27 protein-coding genes are annotated in these 25,933 nt (G+C 63.8%); 18 read left to right on the plus strand and 9 right to left on the minus strand.

The window, feature by feature from the left end; genetic code table 11:
• The first annotated feature begins 9 nt into the window (after window positions 1-9).
• The 7 genes from KIO74_RS03040 to KIO74_RS03070 all read left to right on the plus strand — a co-directional run bounded on the left by KIO74_RS03040 (window position 10) and on the right by KIO74_RS03070 (window position 5,002).
• Entirely contained in the window at window positions 10-762 is a 753-nt protein-coding gene (locus tag KIO74_RS03040; protein ID WP_213330392.1) for an SDR family oxidoreductase, read from the plus strand.
• Between the two features lie 137 nt (window positions 763-899).
• Window positions 900-1,247 (plus strand): RidA family protein, encoded by a 348-nt coding sequence (locus KIO74_RS03045; protein ID WP_213323720.1) that lies wholly within the window; start codon window positions 900-902, stop codon window positions 1,245-1,247.
• A gap of 196 nt (window positions 1,248-1,443) precedes the next feature.
• Window positions 1,444-2,322, plus strand: a complete 879-nt coding sequence (locus KIO74_RS03050) for a protein-L-isoaspartate O-methyltransferase family protein (protein ID WP_213330394.1) — start codon at window positions 1,444-1,446, stop codon at window positions 2,320-2,322.
• Window positions 2,323-2,400: 78 nt separating this feature from the next.
• Complete coding sequence (locus KIO74_RS03055; protein ID WP_213330396.1) at window positions 2,401-2,838, plus strand: DUF1489 family protein; 438 nt, start codon at window positions 2,401-2,403, stop codon at window positions 2,836-2,838.
• 218 nt (window positions 2,839-3,056) lie between these two features.
• Complete coding sequence (locus KIO74_RS03060) at window positions 3,057-3,386, plus strand: hypothetical protein (protein WP_213330398.1); 330 nt, start codon at window positions 3,057-3,059, stop codon at window positions 3,384-3,386.
• A gap of 207 nt (window positions 3,387-3,593) precedes the next feature.
• Window positions 3,594-4,271: a VWA domain-containing protein gene (locus KIO74_RS03065; protein ID WP_291979998.1), complete on the plus strand. Its 678-nt coding sequence runs from the start codon at window positions 3,594-3,596 to the stop codon at window positions 4,269-4,271.
• On the plus strand, window positions 4,268-5,002 hold the full coding sequence (locus KIO74_RS03070) for a J domain-containing protein (protein WP_249730838.1): 735 nt from the start codon (window positions 4,268-4,270) through the stop codon (window positions 5,000-5,002). The genes KIO74_RS03065 and KIO74_RS03070 overlap by 4 nt, the downstream gene beginning before the upstream one ends.
• 228 nt (window positions 5,003-5,230) lie before the next feature.
• Here KIO74_RS03070 and KIO74_RS03075 read toward each other — a convergent pair whose 3' ends face one another.
• Window positions 5,231-6,724: a serine hydrolase gene (locus KIO74_RS03075; RefSeq protein WP_213330400.1), complete on the minus strand. Its 1,494-nt coding sequence runs from the start codon at window positions 6,722-6,724 to the stop codon at window positions 5,231-5,233.
• Window positions 6,725-7,153: 429 nt separating this feature from the next.
• On the opposite strand from KIO74_RS03075, the gene KIO74_RS03080 reads away from it, so the two are divergent.
• The 4 genes from KIO74_RS03080 to KIO74_RS03095 all read left to right on the plus strand — a co-directional run bounded on the left by KIO74_RS03080 (window position 7,154) and on the right by KIO74_RS03095 (window position 10,923).
• Window positions 7,154-7,495 (plus strand): phasin family protein, encoded by a 342-nt coding sequence (locus tag KIO74_RS03080; RefSeq protein WP_213330402.1) that lies wholly within the window; start codon window positions 7,154-7,156, stop codon window positions 7,493-7,495.
• A gap of 363 nt (window positions 7,496-7,858) precedes the next feature.
• A complete protein-coding gene (gene clpS / locus KIO74_RS03085) occupies window positions 7,859-8,206 on the plus strand; it encodes an ATP-dependent Clp protease adapter ClpS (protein WP_213325252.1) in 348 nt (115 codons plus the stop codon).
• Window positions 8,207-8,234: 28 nt separating this feature from the next.
• Entirely contained in the window at window positions 8,235-10,724 is a 2,490-nt protein-coding gene (gene clpA, locus KIO74_RS03090; RefSeq protein ID WP_213330404.1) for an ATP-dependent Clp protease ATP-binding subunit ClpA, read from the plus strand.
• Between the two features lie 4 nt (window positions 10,725-10,728).
• On the plus strand, window positions 10,729-10,923 hold the full coding sequence (locus KIO74_RS03095; protein ID WP_213330406.1) for a hypothetical protein: 195 nt from the start codon (window positions 10,729-10,731) through the stop codon (window positions 10,921-10,923).
• A 130-nt stretch (window positions 10,924-11,053) separates the two neighbouring features.
• Here KIO74_RS03095 and KIO74_RS03100 read toward each other — a convergent pair whose 3' ends face one another.
• The 4 genes from KIO74_RS03100 to KIO74_RS03115 all read right to left on the minus strand — a co-directional run bounded on the left by KIO74_RS03100 (window position 11,054) and on the right by KIO74_RS03115 (window position 14,312).
• Complete coding sequence (locus tag KIO74_RS03100) at window positions 11,054-11,494, minus strand: HIT family protein (RefSeq protein ID WP_213330408.1); 441 nt, start codon at window positions 11,492-11,494, stop codon at window positions 11,054-11,056.
• Between the two features lie 196 nt (window positions 11,495-11,690).
• Window positions 11,691-13,052: a GNAT family N-acetyltransferase gene (locus tag KIO74_RS03105; RefSeq protein ID WP_213330410.1), complete on the minus strand. Its 1,362-nt coding sequence runs from the start codon at window positions 13,050-13,052 to the stop codon at window positions 11,691-11,693.
• 46 nt (window positions 13,053-13,098) lie between these two features.
• A complete protein-coding gene (locus KIO74_RS03110) occupies window positions 13,099-13,839 on the minus strand; it encodes a glycerophosphodiester phosphodiesterase family protein (protein WP_213330412.1) in 741 nt (246 codons plus the stop codon).
• A 2-nt stretch (window positions 13,840-13,841) separates the two neighbouring features.
• Window positions 13,842-14,312 (minus strand): RidA family protein, encoded by a 471-nt coding sequence (locus KIO74_RS03115; RefSeq protein ID WP_213330414.1) that lies wholly within the window; start codon window positions 14,310-14,312, stop codon window positions 13,842-13,844.
• Between the two features lie 200 nt (window positions 14,313-14,512).
• Here KIO74_RS03115 and KIO74_RS03120 point away from each other — a divergent pair, with 200 nt between their 5' ends.
• On the plus strand, window positions 14,513-15,409 hold the full coding sequence (locus KIO74_RS03120; RefSeq protein ID WP_213330416.1) for an EipB family protein: 897 nt from the start codon (window positions 14,513-14,515) through the stop codon (window positions 15,407-15,409).
• A 9-nt stretch (window positions 15,410-15,418) separates the two neighbouring features.
• Here the strand turns inward: KIO74_RS03120 and KIO74_RS03125 are convergent, their stop codons facing one another.
• Both KIO74_RS03125 and KIO74_RS03130 read right to left on the minus strand, forming a co-directional pair.
• Window positions 15,419-16,708 (minus strand): DNA polymerase IV, encoded by a 1,290-nt coding sequence (locus KIO74_RS03125; RefSeq protein WP_213330418.1) that lies wholly within the window; start codon window positions 16,706-16,708, stop codon window positions 15,419-15,421.
• Window positions 16,705-16,995: a DUF3572 domain-containing protein gene (locus KIO74_RS03130; protein ID WP_213330420.1), complete on the minus strand. Its 291-nt coding sequence runs from the start codon at window positions 16,993-16,995 to the stop codon at window positions 16,705-16,707. The genes KIO74_RS03125 and KIO74_RS03130 overlap by 4 nt, the downstream gene beginning before the upstream one ends.
• Window positions 16,996-17,132: 137 nt before the next feature.
• Here KIO74_RS03130 and KIO74_RS03135 point away from each other — a divergent pair, with 137 nt between their 5' ends.
• Window positions 17,133-17,504 carry a response regulator gene (locus KIO74_RS03135; protein WP_213330422.1) on the plus strand — a complete coding sequence of 124 codons (372 nt, stop codon included), beginning with the start codon at window positions 17,133-17,135 and terminating at the stop codon, window positions 17,502-17,504.
• 16 nt (window positions 17,505-17,520) lie between these two features.
• Window positions 17,521-18,894, plus strand: a complete 1,374-nt coding sequence (locus KIO74_RS03140) for a PleD family two-component system response regulator (RefSeq protein ID WP_213330424.1) — start codon at window positions 17,521-17,523, stop codon at window positions 18,892-18,894.
• Between the two features lie 443 nt (window positions 18,895-19,337).
• Here the strand turns inward: KIO74_RS03140 and rpmG are convergent, their stop codons facing one another.
• The gene (rpmG, locus tag KIO74_RS03145) at window positions 19,338-19,505 is read right to left on the minus strand and encodes a 50S ribosomal protein L33 (RefSeq protein WP_110375453.1); all 168 of its coding nucleotides are present in this window, start codon (window positions 19,503-19,505) and stop codon (window positions 19,338-19,340) included.
• Between the two features lie 236 nt (window positions 19,506-19,741).
• Here rpmG and KIO74_RS03150 point away from each other — a divergent pair, with 236 nt between their 5' ends.
• The 4 genes from KIO74_RS03150 (at window position 19,742) to dprA (ending at window position 24,012) form a co-directional block, all read left to right on the plus strand.
• Window positions 19,742-20,698, plus strand: coding sequence for an aspartate carbamoyltransferase catalytic subunit (locus KIO74_RS03150; RefSeq protein ID WP_213330426.1), 957 nt, complete (start codon window positions 19,742-19,744; stop codon window positions 20,696-20,698).
• A 40-nt stretch (window positions 20,699-20,738) separates the two neighbouring features.
• A complete protein-coding gene (locus tag KIO74_RS03155) occupies window positions 20,739-22,040 on the plus strand; it encodes a dihydroorotase (RefSeq protein ID WP_213330428.1) in 1,302 nt (433 codons plus the stop codon).
• Between the two features lie 25 nt (window positions 22,041-22,065).
• Window positions 22,066-22,665 carry a glycerol-3-phosphate 1-O-acyltransferase PlsY gene (gene plsY / locus KIO74_RS03160; protein WP_213330430.1) on the plus strand — a complete coding sequence of 200 codons (600 nt, stop codon included), beginning with the start codon at window positions 22,066-22,068 and terminating at the stop codon, window positions 22,663-22,665.
• 96 nt (window positions 22,666-22,761) lie between these two features.
• Complete coding sequence (gene dprA, locus KIO74_RS03165; RefSeq protein WP_213330432.1) at window positions 22,762-24,012, plus strand: DNA-processing protein DprA; 1,251 nt, start codon at window positions 22,762-22,764, stop codon at window positions 24,010-24,012.
• A 117-nt stretch (window positions 24,013-24,129) separates the two neighbouring features.
• Here the strand turns inward: dprA and KIO74_RS03170 are convergent, their stop codons facing one another.
• The gene (locus KIO74_RS03170) at window positions 24,130-25,878 is read right to left on the minus strand and encodes an adenylate/guanylate cyclase domain-containing protein (protein ID WP_213330434.1); all 1,749 of its coding nucleotides are present in this window, start codon (window positions 25,876-25,878) and stop codon (window positions 24,130-24,132) included.
• Window positions 25,879-25,933 lie beyond the last annotated feature (55 nt).

Consider the following 25,933-nt stretch of genomic DNA (forward strand, 5'->3'; position numbering starts at 1 on the left):
AGAGAACGCATGGCTAGGAGTAAGGTGGCTCTGGTGACCGGGGCTGGTTCCGGTGTGGGACGCGCGGTGACGCTCGCTTTCGCCCGGGACGGCTACACCGTGGTGCTGGCGGGACGGCGTATCGACGCGCTGAAGGAGACCATCAGCTTGGCAGCGCAGCCCGAGCAGCTTCTCGCGGTGCCGACGGACGTGAGCGACGCGGTCTCCGTGAACGCCTTGTTCGAGATCGTGAAGGAGCGTTTCGGCCGCCTCGACGTGCTGTTCAACAATGCCGGTGTCAACGCGCCGGGCATTCCGTTGGAGGAGCTCACGGTCGAGCAGTGGCAGAACGTGGTGGACGTCAACCTGACCGGGCCGTTCCTCTGCACCCAGGCCGCCTTCCGGATCATGAAGGATCAGGATCCGCGTGGTGGGCGCATCATCAACAATGGCTCCGTCTCCGCCACCGCCCCACGCCCCAATTCCGCGCCTTATACGGCGACCAAGCACGCGATCACGGGTCTGACGAAGTCGACCTCTCTCGACGGGCGTAAGTACGACATCGCCTGCGGCCAGATCGATATCGGCAATGCCGCCACAGAGATGGCGATGCGGATGACCAAGGGCGTGCCGCAGGCTGACGGTTCGATCCGTGTCGAGCCGGTCATGGACGTGGCGCATGTGGGCGAGGCCGTGCTCGGCATGGCGAACCTGCCGCTCGACGTGAATGTGCAGTTCATCACCGTCATGGCGACCAAGATGCCCCTCGTGGGGCGTGGCTAGGGGCGAAACGCGAAACGTCGAGATCCTCCAGGGGGCATGATGTTTTCGCCGTTTCGGCTCTGGACAACCGTCCGGACATCTCGCATGTCCAGTTGCCGGGCCGAGCACCGGCGAGACTTTTTATCGAGGAGAGTTCGATGTCGATTGAGCGTTTTGGTGTCGGTCCGCGGATGAGCGAAGCGGTTGCCTATGGAAATCTCATCTTCCTCGCGGGTGAAGTCGCGGAAGATCGCACGCAGGACGCGGCTGGCCAGACCCAGCAGATTCTGGCGGCGATCGATGAGACCCTGGCGAAGGCCGGCTCCGACAAGACCAAGATCCTGAAGGCCAATATCTGGCTGTCGGACATCCGGTATTTCGCCGACATGAACAAGGTCTGGGATGCATGGGTTCCGCAGGGCCACACGCCCGCTCGCGCCACTGTCGAGGCCAAGCTTGCGGCGCCGGACGTGCTCGTCGAAATCATGGTCGTGGCTGCTCGCTGATTACATTACGCAGGTGAAGCCGGGGCGCAGGTTAAGGCGTTTCAAGGGAAGCCCGCCCCGGTGAGGCCGTATTGATAGGAGTAAACTGTACCGGAGCCATGGCCCGAGGCTTTTGTGAGAAGCCAGGCTTCTTTCAGGACACCACTGGCGAAGGCTCCGGCGCGCACTGGCTTCCCCCGTTGTCGAAGGCTGTTCCATGGCGCAATCAAGCCAGCCCGAAGGTCTTGATGAGATCCGCCGCGATTTTGCGGAGCGCGTCGCGGGTCGCACGCGTCCCCGGGATGCAAGGGTCATCGCGGCTTTCGCCACGGTCCCGCGCGAACGGTTCCTTGGGCCAGGACCCTGGCTCATTCGTTCCGCGGATGGCTATTTGCGCACGCCGGATGCGAACCCCATCCACATCTACCGCGACATCCTCGTGGCTCTTGAGCCTCTGCAGCGGATCAATAACGGACAGCCGTCTCTCCATGCAGCCGCCATCGCCAACCTCCGCTTGAAGGACGGGGAGACAGCGCTTCACGTCGGTGCGGGCACGGGGTACTACACGGCGATCCTCGCGGAGGTCATCGGCACGGCTGGCCGGGTTCACGGCTATGAAATCGAGCCCAGGCTGGCCGCGCTCGCAAAAGCCAATCTCGCTGAGCGCGACAATGTCACCCTCCATGATGAGGCTGATCCGCTCACATTGCCCCAGGCCGACGCGATCTACGTCAGCGCGGGCGCCGGCGGCCCGCAGCCGCGATGGCTGCATGCGCTCAATCCCATGGGGCGCCTCATTTTTCCGCTCACGGGCGATGACGGGAGTGGCGTGATGCTCCTCGTCAGACGAACCGATGACCCGCAGGTCTTCGAGGCGCGCTGCCTCGGGCCGGTACAGTTCATTCCACTGGTTGGTGGGCATGATGATATCGCGAGCCCGCATATCGCTGCTGCCTGGACCGACGGGCGTCTGGCCCGGGTTCGCACGCTCATTGCCGGCAGGCCGGTGGAGCCGTCATCCCGTCTTCTGGAAGGCGATGGATGGTGGCTATCAAGCCAGGCGATGGCGCCGAAGGCTGCCCCGCTACCCGAATAGGACAGTCCTGAGGAGCTTATCCACCGCCGTCGCCTCCTTTCAGGTTGTATGGCGGCGCGCCTTCATGACAATGGGATCATGGCACTCAATCTGATCAAGCTTTGTGTCGGCGTGGAAACGATCCAGGAACTCGAAGAGTGGATCGGCAGGCGTCTTGCGGAGAAGAAGCGGCTCGGCCAGCCCGTGGAGCAGCTTCATGTCACGCGCATGGCACCGAAGCGTGTTGATGAACTGCTTGATGGCGGGTCGCTCTATTGGGTGATCAAGGGCCAGATTTCCTGCCGGCAAAGACTAACGGATCTGCGCGTGTTCACCGACAACGAGGGCATCGGCCGTTGCGCGCTCGTGCTCGAGCCCACGGTCGTTCGTGTCCGGCCGAGACCGATGCGTCCGTTCCAGGGCTGGCGCTATCTCGCGGGGAAGGACTCTCCGGATGACCTCGCCGGTGGAGCAGATGCGATCGATGCCATGCCCGAACCGATGCGTCGTGAGCTGGCCTCCCTGGGGCTGCTCTGAGCGTGGCTTCAGCCAGCGAGAGGTGAGGGAGGGGGCCTGCAATCGCGGTCCCTGATCGCTTGCGTTCCAACCTCCGGATGAGATGTGCCGGAGGCCAGCACGGCGCCGCCTTTTCCCACGCTCTATCTCTTTGAACACGCATAGAATTCATCCAAAACCGCATACACTTTTCGGCGCGATGCTCTAAACTCGCCGCGTGCTGCTCTGGAGTTCGCGTCATGGTTTCTCGCTTTGCCGTTGTCGCCCTGACCTGTTGCCTCACGGGCCTGCCGGCCGTTGCGGCTCCCTGTATCGGGCCAGAGGCCTTGCCCGGCGTTTCCACCGGGCCACGGTCCGCCGCCGATGCGTTGACATCCAAAGGATCGACGTCTCACGCCCGCGCCGTTGGGCGGACGACGCGTCAATCGCAGGATTGTGACGCAGGCCTCGGGCCTGACGCTCGCCAAGCCTCGGGGGCGGTCACGCGCAAGGGTAATGCCCTGAAAATCGGCGATACGGAGATCCGGATCAACGGCCGGGTCAGGGTGGAAGGCGCTTATGGCCGCTGACCCCCCTACGGGACGACTGTCATGTCCCGTGGAGCCACCTTGTCGTTCCGATGATGTCACGGCCTTGGTTGCGCTGTGAGGTCGAATCCCGGCATCCGCATGCAAAAGGCGGTTGGTCTCCCGATATAACGGGAAGACACGCTGCCGCGCGAGGCAAGGGAGGCGAGCATCTCGGACAAGTCGATCACGGATAAGAGCAAGCCGCCGGTGGCAGGCAGGACAGCGGAGGTTGATCTGTTCCTGTCGCAGGCGAAAGCCGTCGCGCAAACAGCGCGCGAGGGGCGGCTCATCTTCGCGCTTGATGCGACCCTGAGCCGTCAGCCCACGTGGGATATCGCCTGTCGCCTGCAGGCGCAGATGTTCGATGTAACGGCGGCGCAAGGTGGCCTCAACATTCAGCTCGTCTATTTCCGCGGTCTTGATGAGTGCCGCGCATCGCGATGGCTGGCGAGCGCCGATGCGTTAAAGGGCCTGATGGAGCGGATCGATTGTCGTGGCGGCCAGACACAGATCGAGCGCGTGCTCGATCACGCCGCCGCTCAGGCGGCGAAGGCGCGGGTCGGGGCGCTGGTTTTTGTCGGGGACGCCATGGAGGAAAACATCGACACGCTATGCGCTTCCGCCGGCAAGCTCGGCATGCTCGGGGTCAAGGCATTTCTGTTCCAGGAAGGGCACGACCCCATCGCAGGGCAGGCCTTCGCGGAAATCGCCAGATTGACGGGCGGTGTGCATGAACGCTTCGATCTGCGCGCGCCGCACGCGCTGGCCGGCCTGCTGCGCGCCGCCGCCGCTTATGCCAGTGATGGCGTCGCTGGTTTGACACGCCTGGCGAGCGGAGAGCCGGAAGCACGGCGGCTGCTGGCGTCGCTCGGGGGTACGCGATGATTTTTCTGGCCGCAGGTTGTCTTACGCTACTGTTTTTCTGGTGGCTCGGCCGGAACTACGCGAAGGCGGACCCCAGGAAACTCGCTAGTCTTCTTCGGCGGGGAGGTGGCGTCGCCGCTCTGGGCGTTGCGGCTCTCCTCCTGTTCCGTGGCCGATTTGACATGGCCCTTCCGCTGGCGGGGCTCGGCTGGTGGATGATGAACGGCGGCGCGTTCTATCTCCCCGGCAATCTCGGCACATACTGGCCCGGCGGGCAGCGCGGAGGGGCCAAGCCGCAGCCGGGGAGACGCTCGTCTGTCCGATCCGTCACGGTTGCGATGGAGCTCGACCATGATACCGGCGATCTCACCGGGCAGGTGGTCAGCGGCCCCTATGCAGGACGAGACCTTGGCAGTTTCACGAAGGAGGAACTGGCCGTTCTGCGTGATACGGCTCTTGCCGCCGACCCCGAAGGCGCGCGGCTTCTAGAGGCTTATCTGGATCGCCGATTTCCCAGCTGGCGTGAACACGCTCAGGCGGACCTTAACGCGCGGGGCGGCGGCGGAGATCGCTCGATGACGCAGGAAGAGGCGCTTCAGATATTGGGTCTTGCTGCTGGCGCGGGTGAGAGCGAGATCCGCGGCGCGCATCGGTCCCTGATGAAGAAACTGCATCCCGACCAAGGGGGCTCGACGTATCTCGCGTCCCGGGTGAACCAAGCCAAGGATGTCCTGCTGAACCGTCATAACTAGCGCTCATTCATCAGCGGGGTGAGATAAGTACCATATCCGCGGTCGTTTCGCATCGGCCTCCACCCGGGGGCAGGGCGATGACGTGTTCTTCGTCACGCGAAGACGGTGGCTTCCGGGGGTATCCCGAGGCAGCCCTAGCTGAGCTGTCGCGGGAGTTATTGCTCTGCATCCTGATCGGCGGTCGGGGCAAAACAGCCATCTCGCGCCGCCTGACCTTGTCTTCTCAGGTCATCCGCGCGTGGCGAAGCACGAGAAGCCCTGCCTCTTCAGCGCCTTGCAGGCGGCCTGCGCGCTGTCCGTGTCGAAGCCGGAGAAGCGGGCGCGATAGAGCGTGGTGCCGCCCTTGGTGATCTTCTCGGTGAAGGGCGAGGCCTTCGCGAGGGTGCTGCGGGACTTGGATTTCGCCTGATTCAGAATGTCGTTGGCCTTGTCGGCGTCGGCGGTCGCGCCGAGCTGGATCACCCAGCCGCTGACACGCGTGACCTTGGCGGCCGGCTCGTCGCGCGGCTCCGCCTTGGGCTCGACCTTGGCAACGGTGGTCGTTGCCTGAGCCTTGGCTGCCGGTGCTTTGGCCACGGGGGCTTCCGGGCGGGCCGGCGGTGGGGCCATGGCGGTCGCCGCGCTGCGGTTCCACTGCATGCTCTGGGACGGTGTCGCCGTGGAGCCCGAGGCGGAGGCAACGACGGGCCGGATATTGGCCAAGTTGATCGCCTTCGGCTGACCGGACGGCGTGATGGAGCTTGTCGTCTCCTCAAGAGCGTCCTGGGCGGCGGAGGCGACCGCGACAGGTTTCGCCGTATCCCGGGTCTCCGTGGCCGAAGCGAAGGCGAGAGCCGACGACTGACGGGCCCCGGCGTAGGCCTGCGGCAGATTGTTTGTGATCAGGTCCGCCATGATATTGTCGCGCGACGCTGCCGAGCGGCCGCCGAGCACCGATGCCACAACCTCGCGGCCGCCTGATTTGGCGGAGGTCAGCAGGTTGAAGCCGGAAGCGCGCGTATAGCCCGTCTTGATGCCATCGACGCCATCGATGCGGTCCAGAAGCCGGTTGTGGCTACGGATCGTGCGGCTGCCGTACTGGAACGAGCGGGTCTCGAAATAGGCATAGTACTGCGGGAAACGCTCCTGGATCGCGCGTCCGAGCACGATGAGGTCGCGCGCGGTGGTGATGTTCGGCGGAGAGTTCGGCAGGCCATGGGGATTGTAGAAAGTGGTGCGGCTCATACCGAGCGCACGCGCCTTCGAGGTCATCATCCGCGCGAACTGGCTTTCCGAGCCGCCCAGGTTCTCGGCGACCACCATGGACACGTCATTGGCCGATAGCGTCACCATCGCCTTGATGGCATCCTCGACCTTGATCGTGGTGCCGGGCCGAACGCCGAGTTTCGTCGGGGGCTCTGCGGCTGCCTTGGCGGAGACCTGGAGTGGTGTGCTAAGGCTGATGCGGCGCTGATCCAGCTGCTCGAAGAGCAGATAGAGGGTCATCACCTTCGTGATCGAGGCCGGGATACGCGGCTCGTCCTCGTTCCTCGCGTAGAGGGTGCGGCCGGTCTTGGCGTCGACCACCATCGCGGCGTAGGGGGGGCTATAGGCCGGCGCCGCCTTTTTCTTGCGCGCTTCAGCAGGTGAAGTCGTCAAAATTGACAATGACGCAACGATACCGATGACGCCGACAAGTGCGACAGGGCGGTGACGTTTGGCCGCTACGCAACCCCAGACCATGTGTCTGTCCCCAACTCGAAAACTCTACTCTGCGCCTCGGTTCAATCGAACCGTTACATGCGCGGCACGGTCAACAACGCTAGGTCCATGCGGTTACGGATGAGTTAATGAGCTGGCGGCTTAAGTTATTAGAAAACAAGAGGATGTTTATCTTTTGTTAAGCTTGACGGCGGTTGACGCGTCGATCGGAAGCGGGGCGCAGCGGACCCTTCTTGTCGGGGGCCTTTTCGGGGAGGATTTCACTCTCTGCCTGTTGCGGCAGACTCGGACTATTCGTCACATTTGATCCTATTTTGCACCGCAACATTAATCCTTGACACTCATTGTGCGCTGCACCTATATAGCGGCAACGAGATCAGTGGTAGGGCGCCCGTGGGGGGCGCAGGCTGCCACCGTTAACGCCGCTTAGGGGCGCAGGAGGCTCACCGCATGTCTATCCAGTTCGAGAATTTTCAGAAGTATGGCAAAGAGCAGGTCGAGGCTACGCTGAAGACCTTCGGTACCGTTTCCAAGGGCGCCCAGAACATCGCCGTGGAAGTGGCTGACTATTCGAAGAAGTCTTTCGAGGATGGCACCGCTACGCTTGAGAAGCTCGTGGCCTGCAAGACCCTCGACAAGGCCGTCGAGATCCAGGCTGACTACCTCAAGACCGCTTACGAAGGCTTCGTCGCCCAGTCGACCAAGCTGAGCGAGCTCTATGCGGATCTCGCGAAGGAAGTATTCAAGCCTTATGAAGGTCTCTATGCCAAGGTCAAGTCGGCGGCGAATTGAGCCGGAAGGCAGGTGCCTTTTCCTGGATGATCGTCGAGCTTATCGACGAACTCGTTTCGGGACCGTGAACCACCGACATAGATCGTGATGCGAAGAAAGCCCGGCTCGTGCCGGGCTTTTTTTATGGGTTTCAAGGCCCTAGGAGCAGCTCGGTGGCTTTTCGCGGATCCCGTTTCAGGCAATGATGACGATGGCGTGTAGTGAACGCACTGGCGCCCCGCCCGTCTCGACACTAGATTAGCCGGGTGAGGGAGCGAGGCGGGGTCGCGGGGCGGCTCCGGGGCGCTGATCTCAGGTGGTGGATGAGGACCGATCGATTGCTTCATGGTCAGGATGACTGCGAGTGCCGATGAAACTGATGCCATGCTGACGCGCATGGCTGAACGTCGCCGTGGCAATTCAATCGGACCGGAAGGGCCCGGAACTGCCCTGCTTACGAAGACGAAGCCTCGGACGAAACGCCCGAGTATGTACCGGGTTTTATTGCTGAACGACGACTACACGCCGATGGAGTTCGTCATCCATGTGCTGGAGCGCTTTTTCAACAAGGATCGGGAGGAGGCAACCCGGATCATGTTGCATGTGCACCGGAACGGGGTCGGTGAATGCGGTATTTTCACCTACGAGGTGGCGGAGACCAAAGTGACCCAGGTCATGGACTTTGCCCGGAAGCACCAGCATCCTCTGCAGTGCGTGATGGAAAAGAAGTAGCGGCGGCTATCGCAAAAGGATTTCGACGTTGCCCACATTCTCTCGTAGCCTAGAGCAGGCCTTGCACAGGGCTCTCGCCTTTGCCAACGAGCGTCATCATGAATACGCGACGCTCGAGCACCTTCTCCTCGCGCTGGTCGACGATCAGGATGCGGCCGCCGTCATGCGCGCCTGCAACGTCGATCTCGAGGCCTTGAGGCGCAATCTGCACGAGTATGTCGACGCGGAGCTGACGAACCTGGTGACGGACGGGCGCGAGGACTCGAAGCCCACCGCGGGTTTCCAGCGTGTCATCCAGAGGGCGGTGATCCACGTCCAGTCGTCCGGTCGCGAGGAAGTGACCGGCGCCAACGTACTCGTGGCGATTTTTGCCGAGCGGGAGAGCCATGCGGCCTATTTCCTGCAAGAGCAGGACATGACACGTTACGACGCGGTCAACTACATCAGCCATGGCATCGCAAAGCGGCCAGGATTGTCTGAAAATCGTTCGCCCCGTGGCGCCGACGAGGAAAACGACAGCCGGGCCGCCAACAACGATGAGGCGGAAGGTCAGCGCAAGAAGAAGGGGGACGCCCTGGACGCCTATTGCGTTAATCTGAACAAGAAGGCCAGGGACGGACGCATTGATCCCCTGATCGGGCGCGAGCCTGAGATCCAGCGGACCATTCAGGTCCTGTGCCGTAGGCAGAAGAATAATCCCCTGCTGGTCGGTGACCCCGGCGTCGGCAAGACCGCGATCGCCGAGGGGCTTGCCCGCAAGATCGTCACCGGCGATGTTCCGGATGTGCTCGCGGATGCGACAGTCTTTGCCCTCGACATGGGCACGCTGCTCGCCGGCACGCGCTATCGCGGCGATTTCGAAGAACGCCTCAAGCAGGTGATGAAGGAAATCGAGGCGCATCCCAACGCCATCATGTTCATCGATGAGATCCATACGGTCATCGGCGCCGGCGCTACCTCTGGTGGCGCCATGGACGCGTCCAATCTCCTGAAGCCCGCCCTTGCCGCCGGCACGCTGCGCTGCATCGGCTCGACGACCTACAAGGAATACCGTCAGTATTTCGAGAAGGACCGGGCGCTCGTCCGACGCTTCCAGAAGATCGACGTCAATGAGCCGAGCGTGCCGGACGCTATCGAGATCCTGAAGGGGCTGAAGCCCTATTTCGAGGACTTCCATAAGCTGCGCTACACCAATGACGCCATCAAGGCGGCGGTGGAGCTTTCGGCGCGCTATATCCATGACCGCAAGCTGCCGGACAAGGCGATCGACGTCATTGACGAGACGGGCGCCTCGCAGATGCTGGTGCCGGAGGGGCGGCGCAAGAAGACCATCGGCGTCAAGGAGATCGAATCGACGATCGCGACGATGGCGCGTATCCCGCCGAAGACGGTGTCCAAGGATGATGCCGAGGTGTTGCAGCACCTGCATGAGACCCTGGAGCGGGTGGTCTACGGCCAGAACAAGGCGATCGATGCCCTGTCGTCGGCGATCAAACTGGCGCGCGCTGGCCTCCGCGACGCGGAGAAGCCGATTGGCTGCTATCTCTTCGCCGGCCCGACGGGCGTCGGCAAGACGGAGGTGGCGCGTCAGCTCGCGTCGGCGCTCGGCGTGGAACTGCTGCGCTTCGACATGTCGGAATACATGGAGCGCCACACCATCTCGCGGCTGATCGGCGCGCCTCCCGGCTATGTCGGCTTCGACCAGGGTGGGCTCCTGACCGATGGCGTCGACCAGCATCCGCACTGCGTCCTGCTGCTCGACGAGATCGAAAAGGCGCATCCCGACCTGTTCAACGTGCTGCTGCAGGTAATGGACCATGGCAAGCTGACGGACCACAACGGCAAGCAGGTGGATTTCCGCAACGTCATCCTGATCATGACGACAAACGCCGGCGCTGCCGACATGGTCAAGCCGGCTTACGGGTTCACGCGTACCAAGCGCGAGGGCGACGACCAGGAGGCGATCTCCAAGCTGTTCTCGCCGGAGTTCCGCAACCGTCTCGATGCCACGATCTCCTTCGGCCATCTGCCGAAGGAGGTGGTCTCCAAGGTGGTGGACAAGTTCGTGTTGCAGCTTGAGGCGCAGCTGGCCGACCGCAATGTCACGATCGAGTTGTCTGACGAGGCGCGCGAGTGGCTGGTCGAGCACGGCTATGACGAGACCATGGGCGCCCGGCCAATGGCCCGCCTCATCCAGACCATGATCAAGACCCCGCTGGCGGATGCTGTTCTTTTCGGGCAGCTGCGCGGTGGTGGCGCGGTGAGGGTCGTCGTTCAGACGGACGAGGCCGGACACAAGACGCTTGGGTTCGAGTTTCCCGCCGGCCCGGTGACGCCGAAGCCCGAACCTGATGTGGCCGAGGCCGTGAAAAAACACGTGAAACGTCGGCCGCCAGCGGCTAAGAAGCAGCCGTCATCGCGTCCGCGCCGCAGTAAGGGCGGGGCGGATGGTGATGACGACAGTGGGGGGCCGCTTGCGGTGCGCACGGTTCCCAAGGTGCCGTTGATCAGGAGTTGACGTGGTGTCGACGTATTTTCAGCGCCGTCGGGAGCGGCAGCGCAAGCGTCGGCGCTTCGAGGAGATCGTGGCCTGGATCGTCGTGCCCATCTTTGTCCTGGTGACATGGTGGGTCGGCGCTCAGCTCTATAAGACCTTCGAAGAGCCTGCCTCGCGGGTGATCCGCGAATTGACATCGCGCGGCGAACGCGTGCCTTAGGGCACGCCGGCCGACGACATCCATGGATGAATAGTTGGGCCGCTCCTGCTTTAGGGGTGGCCTCTTTCTTTTGCACCGTATCGGATGAGTGAAGCCATAGTCGGCTTGAATGGCTTCAGCTTGCGCGACGTCAGCCGGTCCAGCCGCTGAAGCCGATCGTCTTGCGGATCTTCTCGGCCTGCGACTTCAGCAGTTCGGGGTCGGCCATGGCGCCGGTGTGGCCGCGCAGGGGCACCCCCTCCCAGCGCGGGATGACATGCATGTGGATGTGGAAGACCGTCTGGCCCGAGGCGCTTTCGTTGAACTGCATCACCGCGACGCCATCGGCGTCGAAGGCGGCCTTCACGCCCTTCGCGAGCTTCTGGACGCTCGTCATCAGCGGGCCGAGCGCGGCTGGATCGACGTCGAGCATGTTGCGCGCGGCCGACTTCGGCACGACCAGCACGTGGCCGTCGCCCTGGGGCATGATGTCCATGAAGGCGAGCGTATGCTGGTCCTCGTAGACGCGCTCGCACGGCAGAACGCCGCGAATGATCTTGGCGAAGATATTGTTGGGATCATAAGCCGTCACGGTCGCAGTTCCTTACTTGACGCAAGTTCCTCACTTGACGCTTGCGCGATGGTCAGCCGATTCCGGCATGGTATCAAGCTTCCATATCACGTCAGGCAGGCGAGAGCAGGCGGGCATGGTCAGCAGGGCAGGGTCAGGAGGGCGCTGCCCGGGAGGCCCGATCGAAGGCTTGACGGGAAAACCCACGGTGGGGCGCTCAGTCCACGTCCTGGTGGCGGAAGGGTGTGAACTGGTCCAGCTCGCGCGCTTCCTCGGCTACGGCGGGTCGCTCCTGTTCGAGATAGGCGGCGACGGCCCGACGCAGAGCGCGATCGGCGATATCATGCGCTGAATAGGTGAGCACGGGACGGTAGCCGCGCGCCAGCTTGTGCTCGCCCTGGGCGCCGGCTTCCACGCGCCGGAGGCCGCGCGCGATGGCGAAATCGATGGCCTGATAGTAGCAAACCTCGAAATGCAGGAAGGGGTGATCCTCGATCGCGCCCCAGTTACGGCCGTAAAGGGCATCGTCGCCGATGAAATTGATGGCGCCCGCAATGAAGCGCCCGGCTCGCCTTGCCATCACAAGGAGGATGCGATCGGCCATCGCCTCGCCGATCAGGGAGAAGAAGCGGCGGTTGAGATAGGGCCTGCCCCATTTCCGCGAGCCCGTATCCTGGTAGAAGGCGAAAAACGCATCCCAATGGGCCTCGGTGATGTCGGAGCCCGTCAGCCAGTGGAGGGTGATGCCGTCGGCGCCGGCGTCGCGCCGCTCGCGGCGGATGGTCTTGCGCTTGCGCGACGAGAGGCCGTCGAGAAATTGCGCGAAGGTTCCGTAGCCATCGTTCGTCCAGTGGAACTGCCGGTCGATGCGCTGCAGGAAGCCGGCATCGCCGAGGGTCTGCCATTCGTCGTGCGGCAGGAACGTGGCGTGGATCGACGAGGCGCCGACGCGGTCGCGCATTGCGCGGAGACCCGTAATGAGCGCCGCGCTTGCCGCGGCGGGATCCTGCCCGTCCCGAATGAGGAGCCGACGGCCCGTCGCCGGGGTGAAGGGAACGCTCACCTGGATTTTCGGGTAATAGTCGCCTCCCGCGCGCTCATAGGCATCCGCCCAGGCATGATCGAACACGTATTCGCCCTGGCTATGGGACTTCGCATAGGCGGGGGTGGCCGCGACCATGAGGCCCGCGGCGTCGTGGACGAGGATATGGGCGGGCGCCCAGCCAGTGCGTGACGAAACGCAGCCCGATGTCTCGAGTGCGTTCAAAAAAGCGTGGCTTATGAATGGATTGAATCGCTCTTGTTGAGAGTTTGATTCAGGCGTGCCGGCGCCTGCCGCCGGATGTGAGCCTTCAATGACGGACGTCCCTGCCTGCCCGTCATCCCGGACGGCTTGAGGGGCGTCGGTGTGGCAATTCTTCGAGTCTTTCGCGTTGCTTATCGAGGGCGGTTGAGACGATGATTCAGGCCGGCGCGGGTTCGCGCAGGCGTCCCAGTCCGCGGCCGGGACGTTTGCAATTGCGTTGGTGACGCTGATGGTCGTCTTGCTGCCCGTCTCGGCGCGCGTTCTGGCGGTCATGGGGAGATCCTAGAGCGCTTTCCGCGTCCGGGGAATCACCTCCTCGTTACGGAACGAAGTCCTCGAATATCATCTGATCGGCGTGGGCCGAGGCCTGTTCGCGATCCCCGGGTGTCCGCACGGTCCAGGTCAGCACCGGCATGCCGAAATGGCGCGCCATGACGGTGGCCGTCGCCGGGAGGTCGCCGACACGCCAGGCGACGAAATCAGGCCGCGAGCGGTCGATATGGAGGAATTGCTCGAGCTCCCGCCGCTTTTCCGGACTCAAATGGCCCCAGTCCTTATCGTCGTAACGGCTCTCCGCCACGATCCCGCGCGGCACGCCTGGCGCGAGGTCCTTGAACGCCGCGATGAGATCGGGGTCGAAGGACATGACCGCGAGCGGCTCGGAGCGATTGTCGACCACTGCGGCCGTGCGGCGGATGAGCGCGAGATCGCCGTCGAAGCGGCTCTTCACCTCGATGACGAGCGGCACGCGGCCGGCGATCCTGTCGAGGAACGCCGACAGCGGTTCAATGCGGTTCTCCGTCGCCTTGAAGGGGACGGCCGCGAGCGCGGCGGCCGTAAGGGCGTCAAGGCGCCCTTGACCCTGCGTCAGCCTGTCGAGCACGAAGTCGTGGTAGACGACCGCTTCCCCATCGGCTGTCAGTTGCACATCGCATTCGATGGGGAAGCCGCCGACGATGGCCGCCTCGGCGGCATCGGCGGTATTTTCGATCACGTCGACCCGATTGTGCAGCCCGCGATGGGCAATAGGTCGCGTGCAAAGCCAATCGGGCGCGGTCATGATCAGGCAACCTCGAAGAGAGCTTCCACCTCGACGGCGGCGTCGAGCGGCAGCTGCGCGACACCGACGGTGCTGCGGGCGTGGCGGCCGAGGTCGCCGAAGACCTCAACCATCAGATCCGACGCGCCGTTCATTACGCCGGGTACGGAGCCATAGGTCGGTGTCGAATTGATGAAGCCGCCGAGCCGCACGACACGGGTGATCCGGTCGAGGCCACCGAGAGCTGCGTTCGCCTGGGCGAGAAGATTGATGGCGCAGAGACGGGCGGCCTGCTGGCCTGTCTCCAGCGAGATTTCGCCGCCGAGCTTGCCCTTGTGGGCGTCCGCGAGCTTGCCATCGGCACCGAGGCAGAGCTGCCCGGAGATCGTCAGCAACTGGCCGCTCAGCACGAAGGGCACGTAATTGGCAATCGGTGCTGCCGGGGTCGGAAGGACGATACCGAGTTCTGCCAGCCTGGAGGCGATGCGGCTCATGGAAGGGGTTCCTTGTCTTGCAAGCATGGACAATGCGGCCGCCCTCGCTGCCGAAGGCGGACTGAGAGCGTTGTCGCCCACTGCTGTCCGGATCGCAACGGCGGATATCATGGGGCTTGGTCATTGATCCCGCGAGATACTTGGCTGATGCTGTGCTAGGTGGACCGGTCAAGCGCCCTTGGATTCCGATGGAGGTCATCATGGTGAGAAAGCCCGTCGTCGTTACAGCGATGGCCCTCACGTCGCTCTGGACCTCGGGCGCCATGGCCGAGGTGGCGCCTGGCATTTCGCTCGCGCCGCACAGGGCCGTCTATGACCTGTCACTCGCCGACAGCAGCAATTCCATTCAGTCGGCGATGGGGCGCGTGGTCTACGAGATCACCGGCACCGCTTGTGACGGCTATGCGTCGCGCTCGCGGCAGGTCGTCGTTCTCGAGGGTGAGAGCAGCGCATCGACCACCGATATGCGCATGACGACCTTCGAGGACGCAAGCGGTGGCTCGTTCCGTTTCAAGGCGGAGACGCGCAATGCGAACGCGCCGCCGAAGCTGGTCGATGGCGAGGCGGTGCGACGTGACGGCGCGGTCGCCGTGAATTTCGTCAAGCCCGGCCGCGAGACGTTAAAGTTGGGCGACGCGATGTTCCCGGCGGCACATCTCAGGACGCTGATCACTGGCGCAAAGGCAGGCAAGCCTATCGTCGAGGCGCGTGTTTTCGACGGCTCGGAAGATGGGCGCAGCTTTTATGATACGCTGGCGGTGATCGGAAGGGCTGACGCGGTGAGCCCGGATCCTGGCAAGGCAACCACGGACAAGGACGAACTGACCAAGCGGGACGCCGGAGCGAGCGACGAAGAGGCAGCCGCGGAGCGCCAGCGCCGGTTCGACGGCCTGTTCGGCACCGCCGCGCATTGGCCGATCGCGATCAGCTATTTCAAGCAAGCGACGGCGCGGAGCGAGGCCTTGCCCGTCTATGTCCTGAGCTTCGACCTCTATGAGAACGGCATAGCCCGCTCCCTGACCCTCAAATACGACAACTTCACACTGAAGGGCGAGCTGAAGGAGCTGGAGCTGCTCAAGGCGGCCGTCTGCGAATAGGTCGCCGGCTCAAGCCTTGCGACCGTTGCCGAAGACGATGCCCTTGACCACGGCGCCAGCGCCGAACTTGGCGCGCAGATCATCCACTGCCCGCTCCATGCGGGCATCGCGTTTGGCGGTCTGATCGGCGAGGTCTCCCTGATCGGCTTCGACGGCGGGGTGAAGATCGGCCGTGCCGATCCCGATGAGCCGGAATTGCGTGCCATCGCATTCGGGCAGGAGCAGGTCTTTTCCCGTCTCGAACAGGCGACTGGCGAGCTGCGTGGCGGGGACGCCGCGTGAGCGGCTGCGCAGCTTGAAGTCTGCCGTCTTCAGTTTCAGCGTGACGGAGCCGGCCGCCAGCTCCGCGGCCTTCAGCCGCGCCGACAGCTTTTCACAGAGTCGCCAGAGGATGGGCAAGAGGTCGGCCGGTGCGCCGATGTCCTCGTTGAACGTCGTCTCGGCGGAGACGACCTTGGCCTCCCGGTTCGGGCTGACGGCTCGGTCATCGATGCCATGGGCGAGCCGCTGCAATCGCCCGGCCTCCTTGCCGAGGAGCGTCATCAATTTGTTCGGGGATGCCGCGCGCAGATCCCGGATCGTCCGGACGCCGGCGCGCTCGAGTTTTTCCATTGTCACCGCGCCGACGCCGAAAATGATCGAGACCGGCTTGTCGGCCAGAAAGCCATCGACCTCCTGTTTGCCGATGATCGCGAAGCCTCGGGGCTTGTCGAGGTCCGAGGCAATCTTCGCCATGAATTTGTTGGTCGAGAGGCCAATGGAGACGGTGATGCCGACTTCGCTTTCCACACGCCGCGCGAATCGCGCGAGGATGACCGCCGGGCTAGCGTGGTGCAAACGCTCGGTGCCGCCGAGATCGAGGAAGGCCTCATCGATTGAAAGAGGCTCCACCATCGGCGTCAGGTCCAGCATCATCTGCCTGATCTGACGGCCGACGCGCACATATTTGGCCATGTCCGGCTTGATGACGACGGCATCGGGGCACAGCTTCAGCGCCTTGAACATGGGCATGGCCGAGCGCACGCCGTAAGTTCGCGCCACGTAGCAGGCGGTTGAGACAACACCGCGCTTGCCGCCGCCGATGATTATCGGTTTTATTGCGAGCTCGGGGGAATCTCGTTTTTCAATCGCCGCATAGAACGCATCGCAATCGACATGGGCGATGTGGAGCGCGTCGCGTTCGGGATGGGTGAGGAGGCGGGGACTGCCGCATGCGGGACAGCGGGTGGGCTGGCGGGCCGTCTCGGTATCGGTCAGGCAATCGCGGCACAGGGAGCGCGATTGACCAGGCGTGTTCATAGGGGGACTCCAGGACCAGCAAGCTTTTGCCGTGCGATGGATATGGCCTCTGGATCGAGCCTGTGATTGGCCGCGAAGGTCAAAAGCAGGGCTTCGTCCGCAGCGAGATGGTCGAGCACGGCAGCCAGAAAGCCAGGCTGGCTGGCGCTTTCGCGTATCGTGTCCGGGCCAAGCCCGGTTGTGCCGAGGAAACGTTCCAGTCTTTCCTCGTCGGACGCAAGAAAACCAAGCGCCTGAAGAGCGATTTCCTCAGGGTCTGGAAGCGGTGAGGGGCGTTGCGGGGCCATAGCGTCGTCCAAAGGTGGCAGGGGATGAAATTGGATTTGCGTTTCGTCAACTGGTCAATGGTAATGATGCCGGCCTACGGCTTTGCGCGCGTGGACTCCCCACATGTGGGATTTACTCTAGATGATGGGAACAGCTGATGCGCAAGACGGTGCTGATCGTCGAGGATAATGAGCTCAATATGAAGCTCTTCAGCGACCTTCTGGAAGCGCATGGTTATGCAACGCTCAAGACCTCGAACGGGATCGAGGCGATGGAGCTTGCCCGGAGCGACCACCCTGATCTCATCATCATGGATATCCAGTTGCCCGAGGTTTCCGGGCTGGAAGTGACACGCTGGCTGAAGGCGGACGACGACCTGAAATCGATTCCCGTCATCGCGGTGACAGCCTTCGCCATGAAGGGTGACGAGGAGCGGATCAGGGAGGGAGGGTGCGAGGCGTATCTCTCGAAGCCCATTTCGATCTCACATTTTCTAGAGACGGTACGCACTTATCTCGAATCCGCATGAGTGGGGGACTCATTCCATGTCCGCGCGCGTTCTCGTCGTCGACGATACGCCCATCAATGTGAAATTGCTCGAGGCCCGGTTGTCGGCCGAGTATTTCGACGTGATCAGCGCCTCGAACGGGCGCGAGGCGCTGGAGATCTGTGAGCAGAATCGCTGCGACATCGTGCTGCTCGATGCGATGATGCCGGGCATGGATGGCTTCGAGGTCTGCCGCAAGCTCAAGTCGCAGCCGAGCACCGTTCACATACCCGTCGTGATGGTGACGGCGCTCGACCAGCCGAGCGATCGTCTGCGCGGTCTTGATGCGGGCGCTGACGACTTCCTGACCAAGCCGGTCGACGACATGGCACTGATCGCCCGGGTGCGCAGTCTCGTGCGGCTGAAGGCCGTGACCGATGAGCTGAGAACGCGCGTGATCGCCTCGCGCGAGTTCGGGCTTGAGGACGCGCTCGTTTCGGCGACCGCAGAGACGGGGCAGAACGCGCGCGTCTTCATTATCGAGGATCGCCCGGCGACGGCTGAGCGGCTGGCTGCCGCGCTGTCCATCTATCATCACGTCGATTGGGAGGCCGATCCCCAGCAGGCACTGGCGCGCGCCGCCACGGAAAGCTACGACGTCATCCTCGTCAATCTCGACATCGGCGGCTTCGACGGGCTGCGGCTATGCGGCCAGCTCCGCGCCTTCGAATCGACGCGGAACGCCGTTGTCCTCATGATGGCCCGGGCCGAGGACAAGGAGCGCATCCTGCGTGGGCTCGACATCGGCATGAACGACTATCTGCTGCGCCCGGTGGATCGCAACGAGCTGGTCGCGCGGGTGCGTACACAGATGCGGCGCAAGCGCTTCGCGGACCGGCTGCGCGACAGCGTCCAGGCATCGCTGGAACTCGCGGTCATCGATCCGCTCACAGGGCTGTATAACCGGCGCTTCCTCGATGCGCGACTGAGCGCCGCCTTTGAGGCGCCGACACTCGGCACGCGACCGCTCGTGCTGCTCGTGCTCGACATCGATCACTTCAAGGCCGTGAATGACCGTTTCGGACATGATGCCGGTGATGAGGTGCTGAAGGAATGTGCCAACCGCATCCGCGCCCAGACGCGTGGTATCGACGTGGTGGCGCGTTTCGGCGGCGAGGAAGTCGTGATCATGGTGCCCGATGCCACGCTGGAGGCCGCCGAGGCGATGGCAGAGCGCATTCGCGAGGCGATCGAACACAAGCCCTTTTCCGTGAACGGCGAGAACGAGACCGTCGACGTCACGGTATCGATTGGTGTCGCCGCGCGGCTGATGGACGATCAGGCGCCTGGCGACCTTCTGCGCCGCGCCGATCAGGCGCTTTACCAAGCCAAGCAGGCCGGGCGGAATCGCGTCGTCGCGGCTGCTGCCTAGGCTTTGCCCTTGCTCGACTGATCCTGTGATCGGACGATTCAGGGTAGCGGGTTCCGCTTCGTCAAGAGAGCATCACGGGGGGCTTAACCCTCATCTGGACTTATGCACCGCGAATGCGCGCAAAGCATTGCTTTCGCCAACGGCTTCGCTACTGTTCAGTCGTGGTGGGCCTTGATGGTGACTGCCCCGTTATTCCCCTACGGAATGCTCAGGTCCGCCGCATCTCCTGGGTCCCGTGGGGTTCGGCCGGTCTGGAAGCGGTGTTCTGTGGCCTCCTCGAACGCCGCCTCCGACCGGCCACCATTCCCTGTCTGGCCATCGAGATTGGTGCGAAGGCAACAAAAAAGGGCGCCGCTGGCGCCCTTTTTTGTGACCGCGTCCGCCGAGGCGACGCTATCGAAGCTCCATCAACCAGCGGGGGGTATCCACCCGCCGGGCATGGATCACTTGATCTTCGATTCCTTGTACTCGACGTGCTTGCGGGCAACCGGATCGTACTTCTTGATCGTCAGCTTGTCCGTCATCGTGCGAGCGTTCTTCTTCGTTACGTAGAAGTGGCCGGTATCGGCCGTCGACACGAGACGGATCTTGATGGTCGTGGCCTTGGCCATAGCGGAAACCTCTTGGCAATCTGTCGCGCTGGGCTGATAGCACGCGCAATAGGAGAGGGGCCGAGCAGGGCCCGGCTCCAACGTGACTTGGAGATGCTGCATTCGCGCGCGGAAGTCAAGCCTGCTGGGGATGCCGCGACACGCACAGGTGACAGGAAGGCGACATGGCGCGATAAGGCCTTACACCGAACAATCTTGTTGCCGGCATCGGAACCCCCTATAGCGATGACTTCAAGATGACAGCTTCACGCGCCGATCGCCCCCGCGAGTTTCCCCATCGCCATCTCCTCGGCATCGAGGGGCTGACACCCGCCGATATCATCGGTCTGCTCGACCGGGCGGAAGCCGCCGTCGAGGTCAGCCGGCAGGTCGAGAAGAAGCGCGCGACCCTGCGCGGACGCACGCAGATCAACCTGTTCTTCGAGCCCTCCACGCGGACGCAATCGTCCTTCGAGCTCGCCGGGAAGCGGCTCGGCGCCGATGTCATGAACATGTCGGTTGCCTCCTCCTCGGTGAAGAAGGGCGAAACGCTGATCGACACGGCGGCGACGCTGAATGCCATGCGCCCCGACATCATCGTCGTGCGCCATCAGGCGGCGGGCGCGGTGCATCTGCTCGCCCGGAAGGTCGACTGCTCGGTGGTGAATGCTGGCGACGGGGTCCACGAGCATCCAACCCAGGCGCTCCTCGACGCCCTCACAATCCGCCGCAACAAGGGGCGGATCGAGGGGCTGGTGATCGCCATATGCGGCGATATCCTGCATTCGCGGGTGGCGCGCTCCAACATCCTTCTCCTACAGGCCCTCGGGGCCCGCGTGCGCTGCATCGGTCCCTCGACGCTCCTGCCTGTCGGGCTCGATCGTTTCGGGGTCGAGATCTTCACCGATATGCGCAAGGGGCTCGATGGGGTGGACATCGTCATGATGCTGCGGCTCCAGCGCGAGCGCATGAATGGTTCCTTCGTGCCGTCCGTGAAGGAATATTTCCATTTCTACGGCCTTGACCGCGAGAAGCTGTCCCTGGCGAAGCCGGATGCGCTTGTCATGCATCCCGGGCCGATGAACCGCGGTGTCGAAATCGACTCCGAGGTGGCGGACGGCGCGCAATCCCTGATCCGCGAGCAGGTGGAAATGGGCGTCGCCGTTCGCATGGCGGTTCTCGAGGCTCTTGGCAGCCAGCTGCCGAATAGCTGAGTTTAGGAAACGGCGTCCAAACGCCTGCATGAGGTGTGTCATGGCTTCGGCCCATCCGCCCATCCTGTTCAATAATGCGCGTCTGGTCGACCCCGCGACGGGGCGTGACGGCCATGGCTCGCTGCTGATCGAGGATGGTGTCATCAAGGATATCGCCTGGGGTGCTGCCGCCGGCGTGCCGGAAGGTGCCGAGATCGTCGATTGCAAAGGCCATGTGCTGAGCCCCGGCCTTGTCGACATGCGCGCCTTCGTCGGCGAGCCCGGAGCCGAGCATCGCGAGACGCTGAAGACCGCGAGCGAGGCAGCGGCCGCCGGAGGCGTCACCACCATCGTCTGCATGCCCGACACCAATCCGGTCATTGACGATCCGGCCATCGTCGAATTCGTGCAACGACGGGCCCGCGAGACCGCGATCGTCAATATCTGCCCTGCGGCCGCGCTGACCAAGGGGCTTGCCGGCAAGGAGATGACGGAGTTCGGCCTATTGCGGCAAGCGGGCGCGGTCGCCTTCACCGACGGGGCGCGCTCGGTCACCAACGCCCAGATCATGCGCCGGGCCTTGACCTATGCGCGCGACCTCGATGCCCTGATCCTCCACCATACCGAGGATCCGGATCTCGTCGGCGACGGCGTGATGAACGCGGGCGAGCGGGCAAGCCGGCTGGGTCTGGCCGGTGTGCCGCGCGAGTCGGAGATCATCATGCTGGAGCGCGACCTGCGCTTGCTCCGCCTGACCGGTGGACGCTACCACGCCGCCATGATCACGACCGCCGATTCAGTCGAGGTGGTCGAGCGTGCAAAGGACGCCGGCCTCGGCGTGACCTGCGGCGTATCGATCAACCATCTGGCGCTGAACGAGTTCGACATCGGCGACTACCGCACGTTCTTCAAGCTCGCGCCGCCCTTGCGGCATGAGACCGATCGGATGGCGATGATCGAGGCCTTGGCGCGCGGCACGATCGACGTCGTGGTCTCCGACCATAATCCCCAAGACGTCGAGACCAAGCGGCTGCCCTTCGCCGATGCCGCCGACGGTGCCATTGGGATTGAGACGCTCCTATCGGTCGGGCTCAGGCTCGTTCACAACGAACAGATCAAGCTGCCGGCACTCCTGAAAGCCATGACGAGCCGCCCCGCCGAGCTGCTCGGCCTGCCGCAGGGCCGCCTCGCGCGTGGGGCGCCGGCGGATCTCATCCTGCTCGATCTCAATCTCGCCTATACGCTTGATGCGCGCGAACTCAGATCGCGCAGCAAGAACTCGCCCTTCGACGAAGCGCGTCTCGAGGGGCGGGTGCTGATGACATATGTTGCGGGGCGTTGCGTGCACCGCTACGCTGAATAACCTTTCGCAGGGGCGGGCAGCGGCCATGGGTCTGACTGAGCTTTGGCCGATCATTGTCGCAGCCGTTTTTGGCTATGTTCTTGGGTCCATTCCGTTCGGGGTCGTGATCACGCGTCTGGCGGGTCTCGGCGACATCCGCGCGGTGGGCTCGGGCAACATCGGCGCCACAAATGTTCTGCGCACCGGCAAGAAGGGGTTGGCCGCGGCCACCCTGCTCGGTGATGCCCTGAAAGCCACGCTCGCCATCGTGATCGCGGCGCAGTGGGGGGAGGGGCCGGCGCTGGCGGCTGCCTTCGGGGCCTTCATGGGCCATCTTTTCCCGGTCTGGCTATCCTTCAAGGGGGGCAAGGGTGTTGCCACCTTTCTCGGCTGCCTGATCGCGCTGAACATGTGGGTCGCGCTGTTCTTCGCGGTGGTGTGGCTGGCTGTCGCCTATTTCAGCAAGTTCTCGTCGCTCGCCGCCTTGATCGCGAGCGCCTTCGTCGCGCCGGCGTTGCTGATCGCCGACCAGCCGGCGGCCGCCACGCTTTTCGCCATTCTGACGATCTTCCTGTGGGCGAAACACCGCGGCAACATCGTGCGCCTGATGACGGGACAGGAGAGCCGGATCGGCAGCAAGAGCTAGCCGAGAGAAAACGTGGAAGCAGTCTGGAGCCTTGGGAGGCTGGGGAGCCGCTCTCGCTTCAGGATTTAACGGGTTATCGATAGGGGGAGCTATCGGATGGGGGGACTTAGCCTCAATGACGACCAGCGCCTGAGCTGGCTCAGGCTTACGCGGTCGGAAAGTATCGGTCCGCGCAGCTTTCGCGCGTTGATCAGCCGCTTCGGCAGCGCCGATGCGGCGCTCGCGGCGCTTCCGGACATCGCGCGACGTCGTGGTCGCCCCCTCCGTATCGTCACACCGGCAGAAGCCGAGCGGGAGATGACGACGGCCCGGCGGTTCGGCGTGCGCTTCGTTGCACTCGGCGAGGCGGACTATCCCGCACATCTGCGCGAGATTGACTCCGCGCCTCCGCTTGTCGCCTTGCGTGGCGATGCCGCCGTCCTTGGTCGCCCGATGGTCGCGATCGTCGGCTCACGCAATGCCTCGGCCGCCGGCCTGAAATTCACGGAGCGCCTGGCCGCAGGACTAGGTGCCGCGGGCTTTGTCGTCGTCTCGGGACTGGCGCGCGGCATCGACACGCGCGCCCATGCGGCGAGCCTTTCATCGGGGACGGTGGCGGTTCTGGCCGGAGGCCATGACAAGATCTACCCGGCGGAGAACGAGGCGCTGGCGGGCCGCATCCTCGCATCCGGCGCGGTGCTCTCCGAGATGCCGATGGGCTACGAACCCCGGGGACGGGATTTTCCGCGGCGCAACCGTATCGTGTCGGGGCTGTGCCTTGGCGTTGTCGTCGTCGAGGCGGCTCGCCGCTCCGGCTCGCTCATCACCGCGCGCTTCGCGGCGGAACAGGGGCGGGAGGTCTTCGCCGTGCCCGGTTCCCCGCTCGACCCGCGCGCGGAGGGTACCAACGACCTGATCCGCGACGGCGCCACCCTCTGCGCCGATCCAGACCACGTCATCGCTGCGCTCGCCCCGCTCATCGGCCGAGAAGCCCAGCCCGGCGGCGCCTGGAACGACCGGCCCGTTGATCGGAGCGGCGAGCCCCTCTGGGAGGAGCTGGAGGGGCTTGATATCGAGCCGCCTCCGGCGGTGCCGATCCAGCGGGATTACTTGGCTCAAGGGCTCGACCCCGATGGGGACGAGGCGGAAGGCATACACGAAGCCTCTCCCGATGGGGGGGCACTCGCGGAGGGCCATTCGCCCCATGGCCGACATCTTCTCGCGCTGCTTGGTCCGCAACCGGTCCCGCTCGATGATCTCAGCCGTGTATCGGGGCTCGCGGCACGCGAGATCCAGCGCGCGATCGTCGAACTCGAGCTCGGCGGCTTTGTGCTTCGCCACGCCAACAACAGCGTTTCACTGAAGTGACCGCGCGAAACAAAGCCTTAGAGCGCGTTTTGACCTGATTGCATCAGATCGGCGCTCTAAGCTCTTTTATTTCAAGCATAATCATCGATTCTCGTAACACTCCTGTCGGAGCATGCTCTAGCCTTGCGGGGTCAGCTCCACGGGCTGCCTGTCGCCCATCTTTTCCGCCATGACCGCGAAGTCGGTCACAGCGTAGATATGTTCGGTCTTGCGGCGGCCGCGCACGGTGATCTCATGCCGCGGACAGCCGTCGAGCGTCAGCCCCGAGCCGGCGAGCGCGGATTCGGAGACTACCGCGAAAGCCTTGAATTCCTTGGTCATCGCCTCAAGCCGACTCGCGGTGTTGACGGTGTCTCCCAGAGCCGTGAGGGCGCCGTTGTTGCGACCATTTATCGACAGCTCGGTCGCGGCGCCGACACGCCCGAGGACCGCCGGTCCGGTATGAATGCCGATCCCCATGCGCAGGGGCTGGCGCAGGGTCGCGGCGAACTCGCGATTGATCTCGTCGAGCGCGGCCTGCATGGCGCGGGCGGCGAGAAGGGCATTGCGGCTGCCGGCGCCCTGCGCCGGGGCTATGCCGAACAGCGCCATGATGCCATCGCCGAGAAACTTGTCGACGATGCCGTCGTGGGAGCGAATGGCTTCCGACATCAGCTCGAAATACCGGTTGAGGAGAAACACGGAATCGTAAGGATAGATGCGCTCCGTCAGCGCGGTGAAGTCGCGCAGATCCGTGAACATGACCGTGACACGGCGCTCGATGCCCCAGCGATAAGGATCGGCGCGGCTCCCCGGCGGATCGGGCTCGGCGATCGCGACCAGGCGACGCAACGTCAGGGAGTGGGTCGGCCTGATCTGGCACGCCAGGCGCACGCCCGTCGGCGCGTTGATGCGCTCCAGAGCCGCCGCCTCGCTCGCCAGCGGCGGCGGGAGATCGTCCAGCCCTTCGGTGATCAGGACCCGGCAGGTGCTGCAGCGTCCACGCCCGCCACAGGCGGCCGCGTGGGGAATGCCGTTGGCGCGGCTGATCTCCAGCAGCGTCGGCCCGGGATGCGCGCGGACCACCTTCAGGCCGGCGTATCTCACGGAGAAACCCGGTCGTATGCGCGCGATCACAAGCCGCGCCACGAGGACGAACAACACGCCGCCAGCGACAGTGAGAAGAACCGCGATGCCGGCGTTGGTCAGTTTCTCCAGATCCTGCGCTTGCTGCGGGGTTAGCGCGGTACCGGGGGCGATCACCTCCAGCCGGCGGGCACTTTCCGTGAAGCCGAGAATGCCGAGGGCGGGGACGAGCACGGCGAGCGCGAGAAGCCAGGGGACAAGCCGCGTGTAGAAGGCTTTTGTCGAGAGCCAGAAGTGCAAGCCGATGCAGCCATGCAGCCAGACGATAACGAGCAGCAGTGGCTGTTGTACGGCGAGACTGGGCCACATGCTCCGCAAAACATTCGCGTAGCGGTCGTCGAGGCCGTAAAGCAGGCTCATACCCCGGGTGGCGAGGATGTGCTGCAGCAGCCAGAATGGAATGGCGAGGCCAAGCGCGAGCTGAAGCGCCTCGCTGAAGGGCATGCGCCAAGTCGCGCGACGCACGAGTTTCCAGAGGCCCAGGCTGATATGCAGGACAAGTGAGCCATAGAGGAGCACGCTGCCAGGCAGCGAGCGCCAGAAGGCACGCCGCACGACCTCGAAAGCCTCCATCCATACGAGATCGACAACGCCGAGCGCGTTGTTCACGAAATGGGCGAAGGCGAAGATGAAGAGGACGATGCCGGATGCGAGACGCAGTCTGGCAATGGTCAGCTGGCTACGGGAGAACGGTTGGTGCAGCCACGCGGCTCCGGTGCCCCATACGCCTCTAAGGTCCATACAAATCCATCACCTGGCTCTCGCGCCTGACTCCCACGCAGAATCAAGCATAGCC

The organism is Chelatococcus sp. HY11, assembly GCF_018398335.1.
GTDB lineage: Bacteria > Pseudomonadota > Alphaproteobacteria > Rhizobiales > Beijerinckiaceae > Chelatococcus.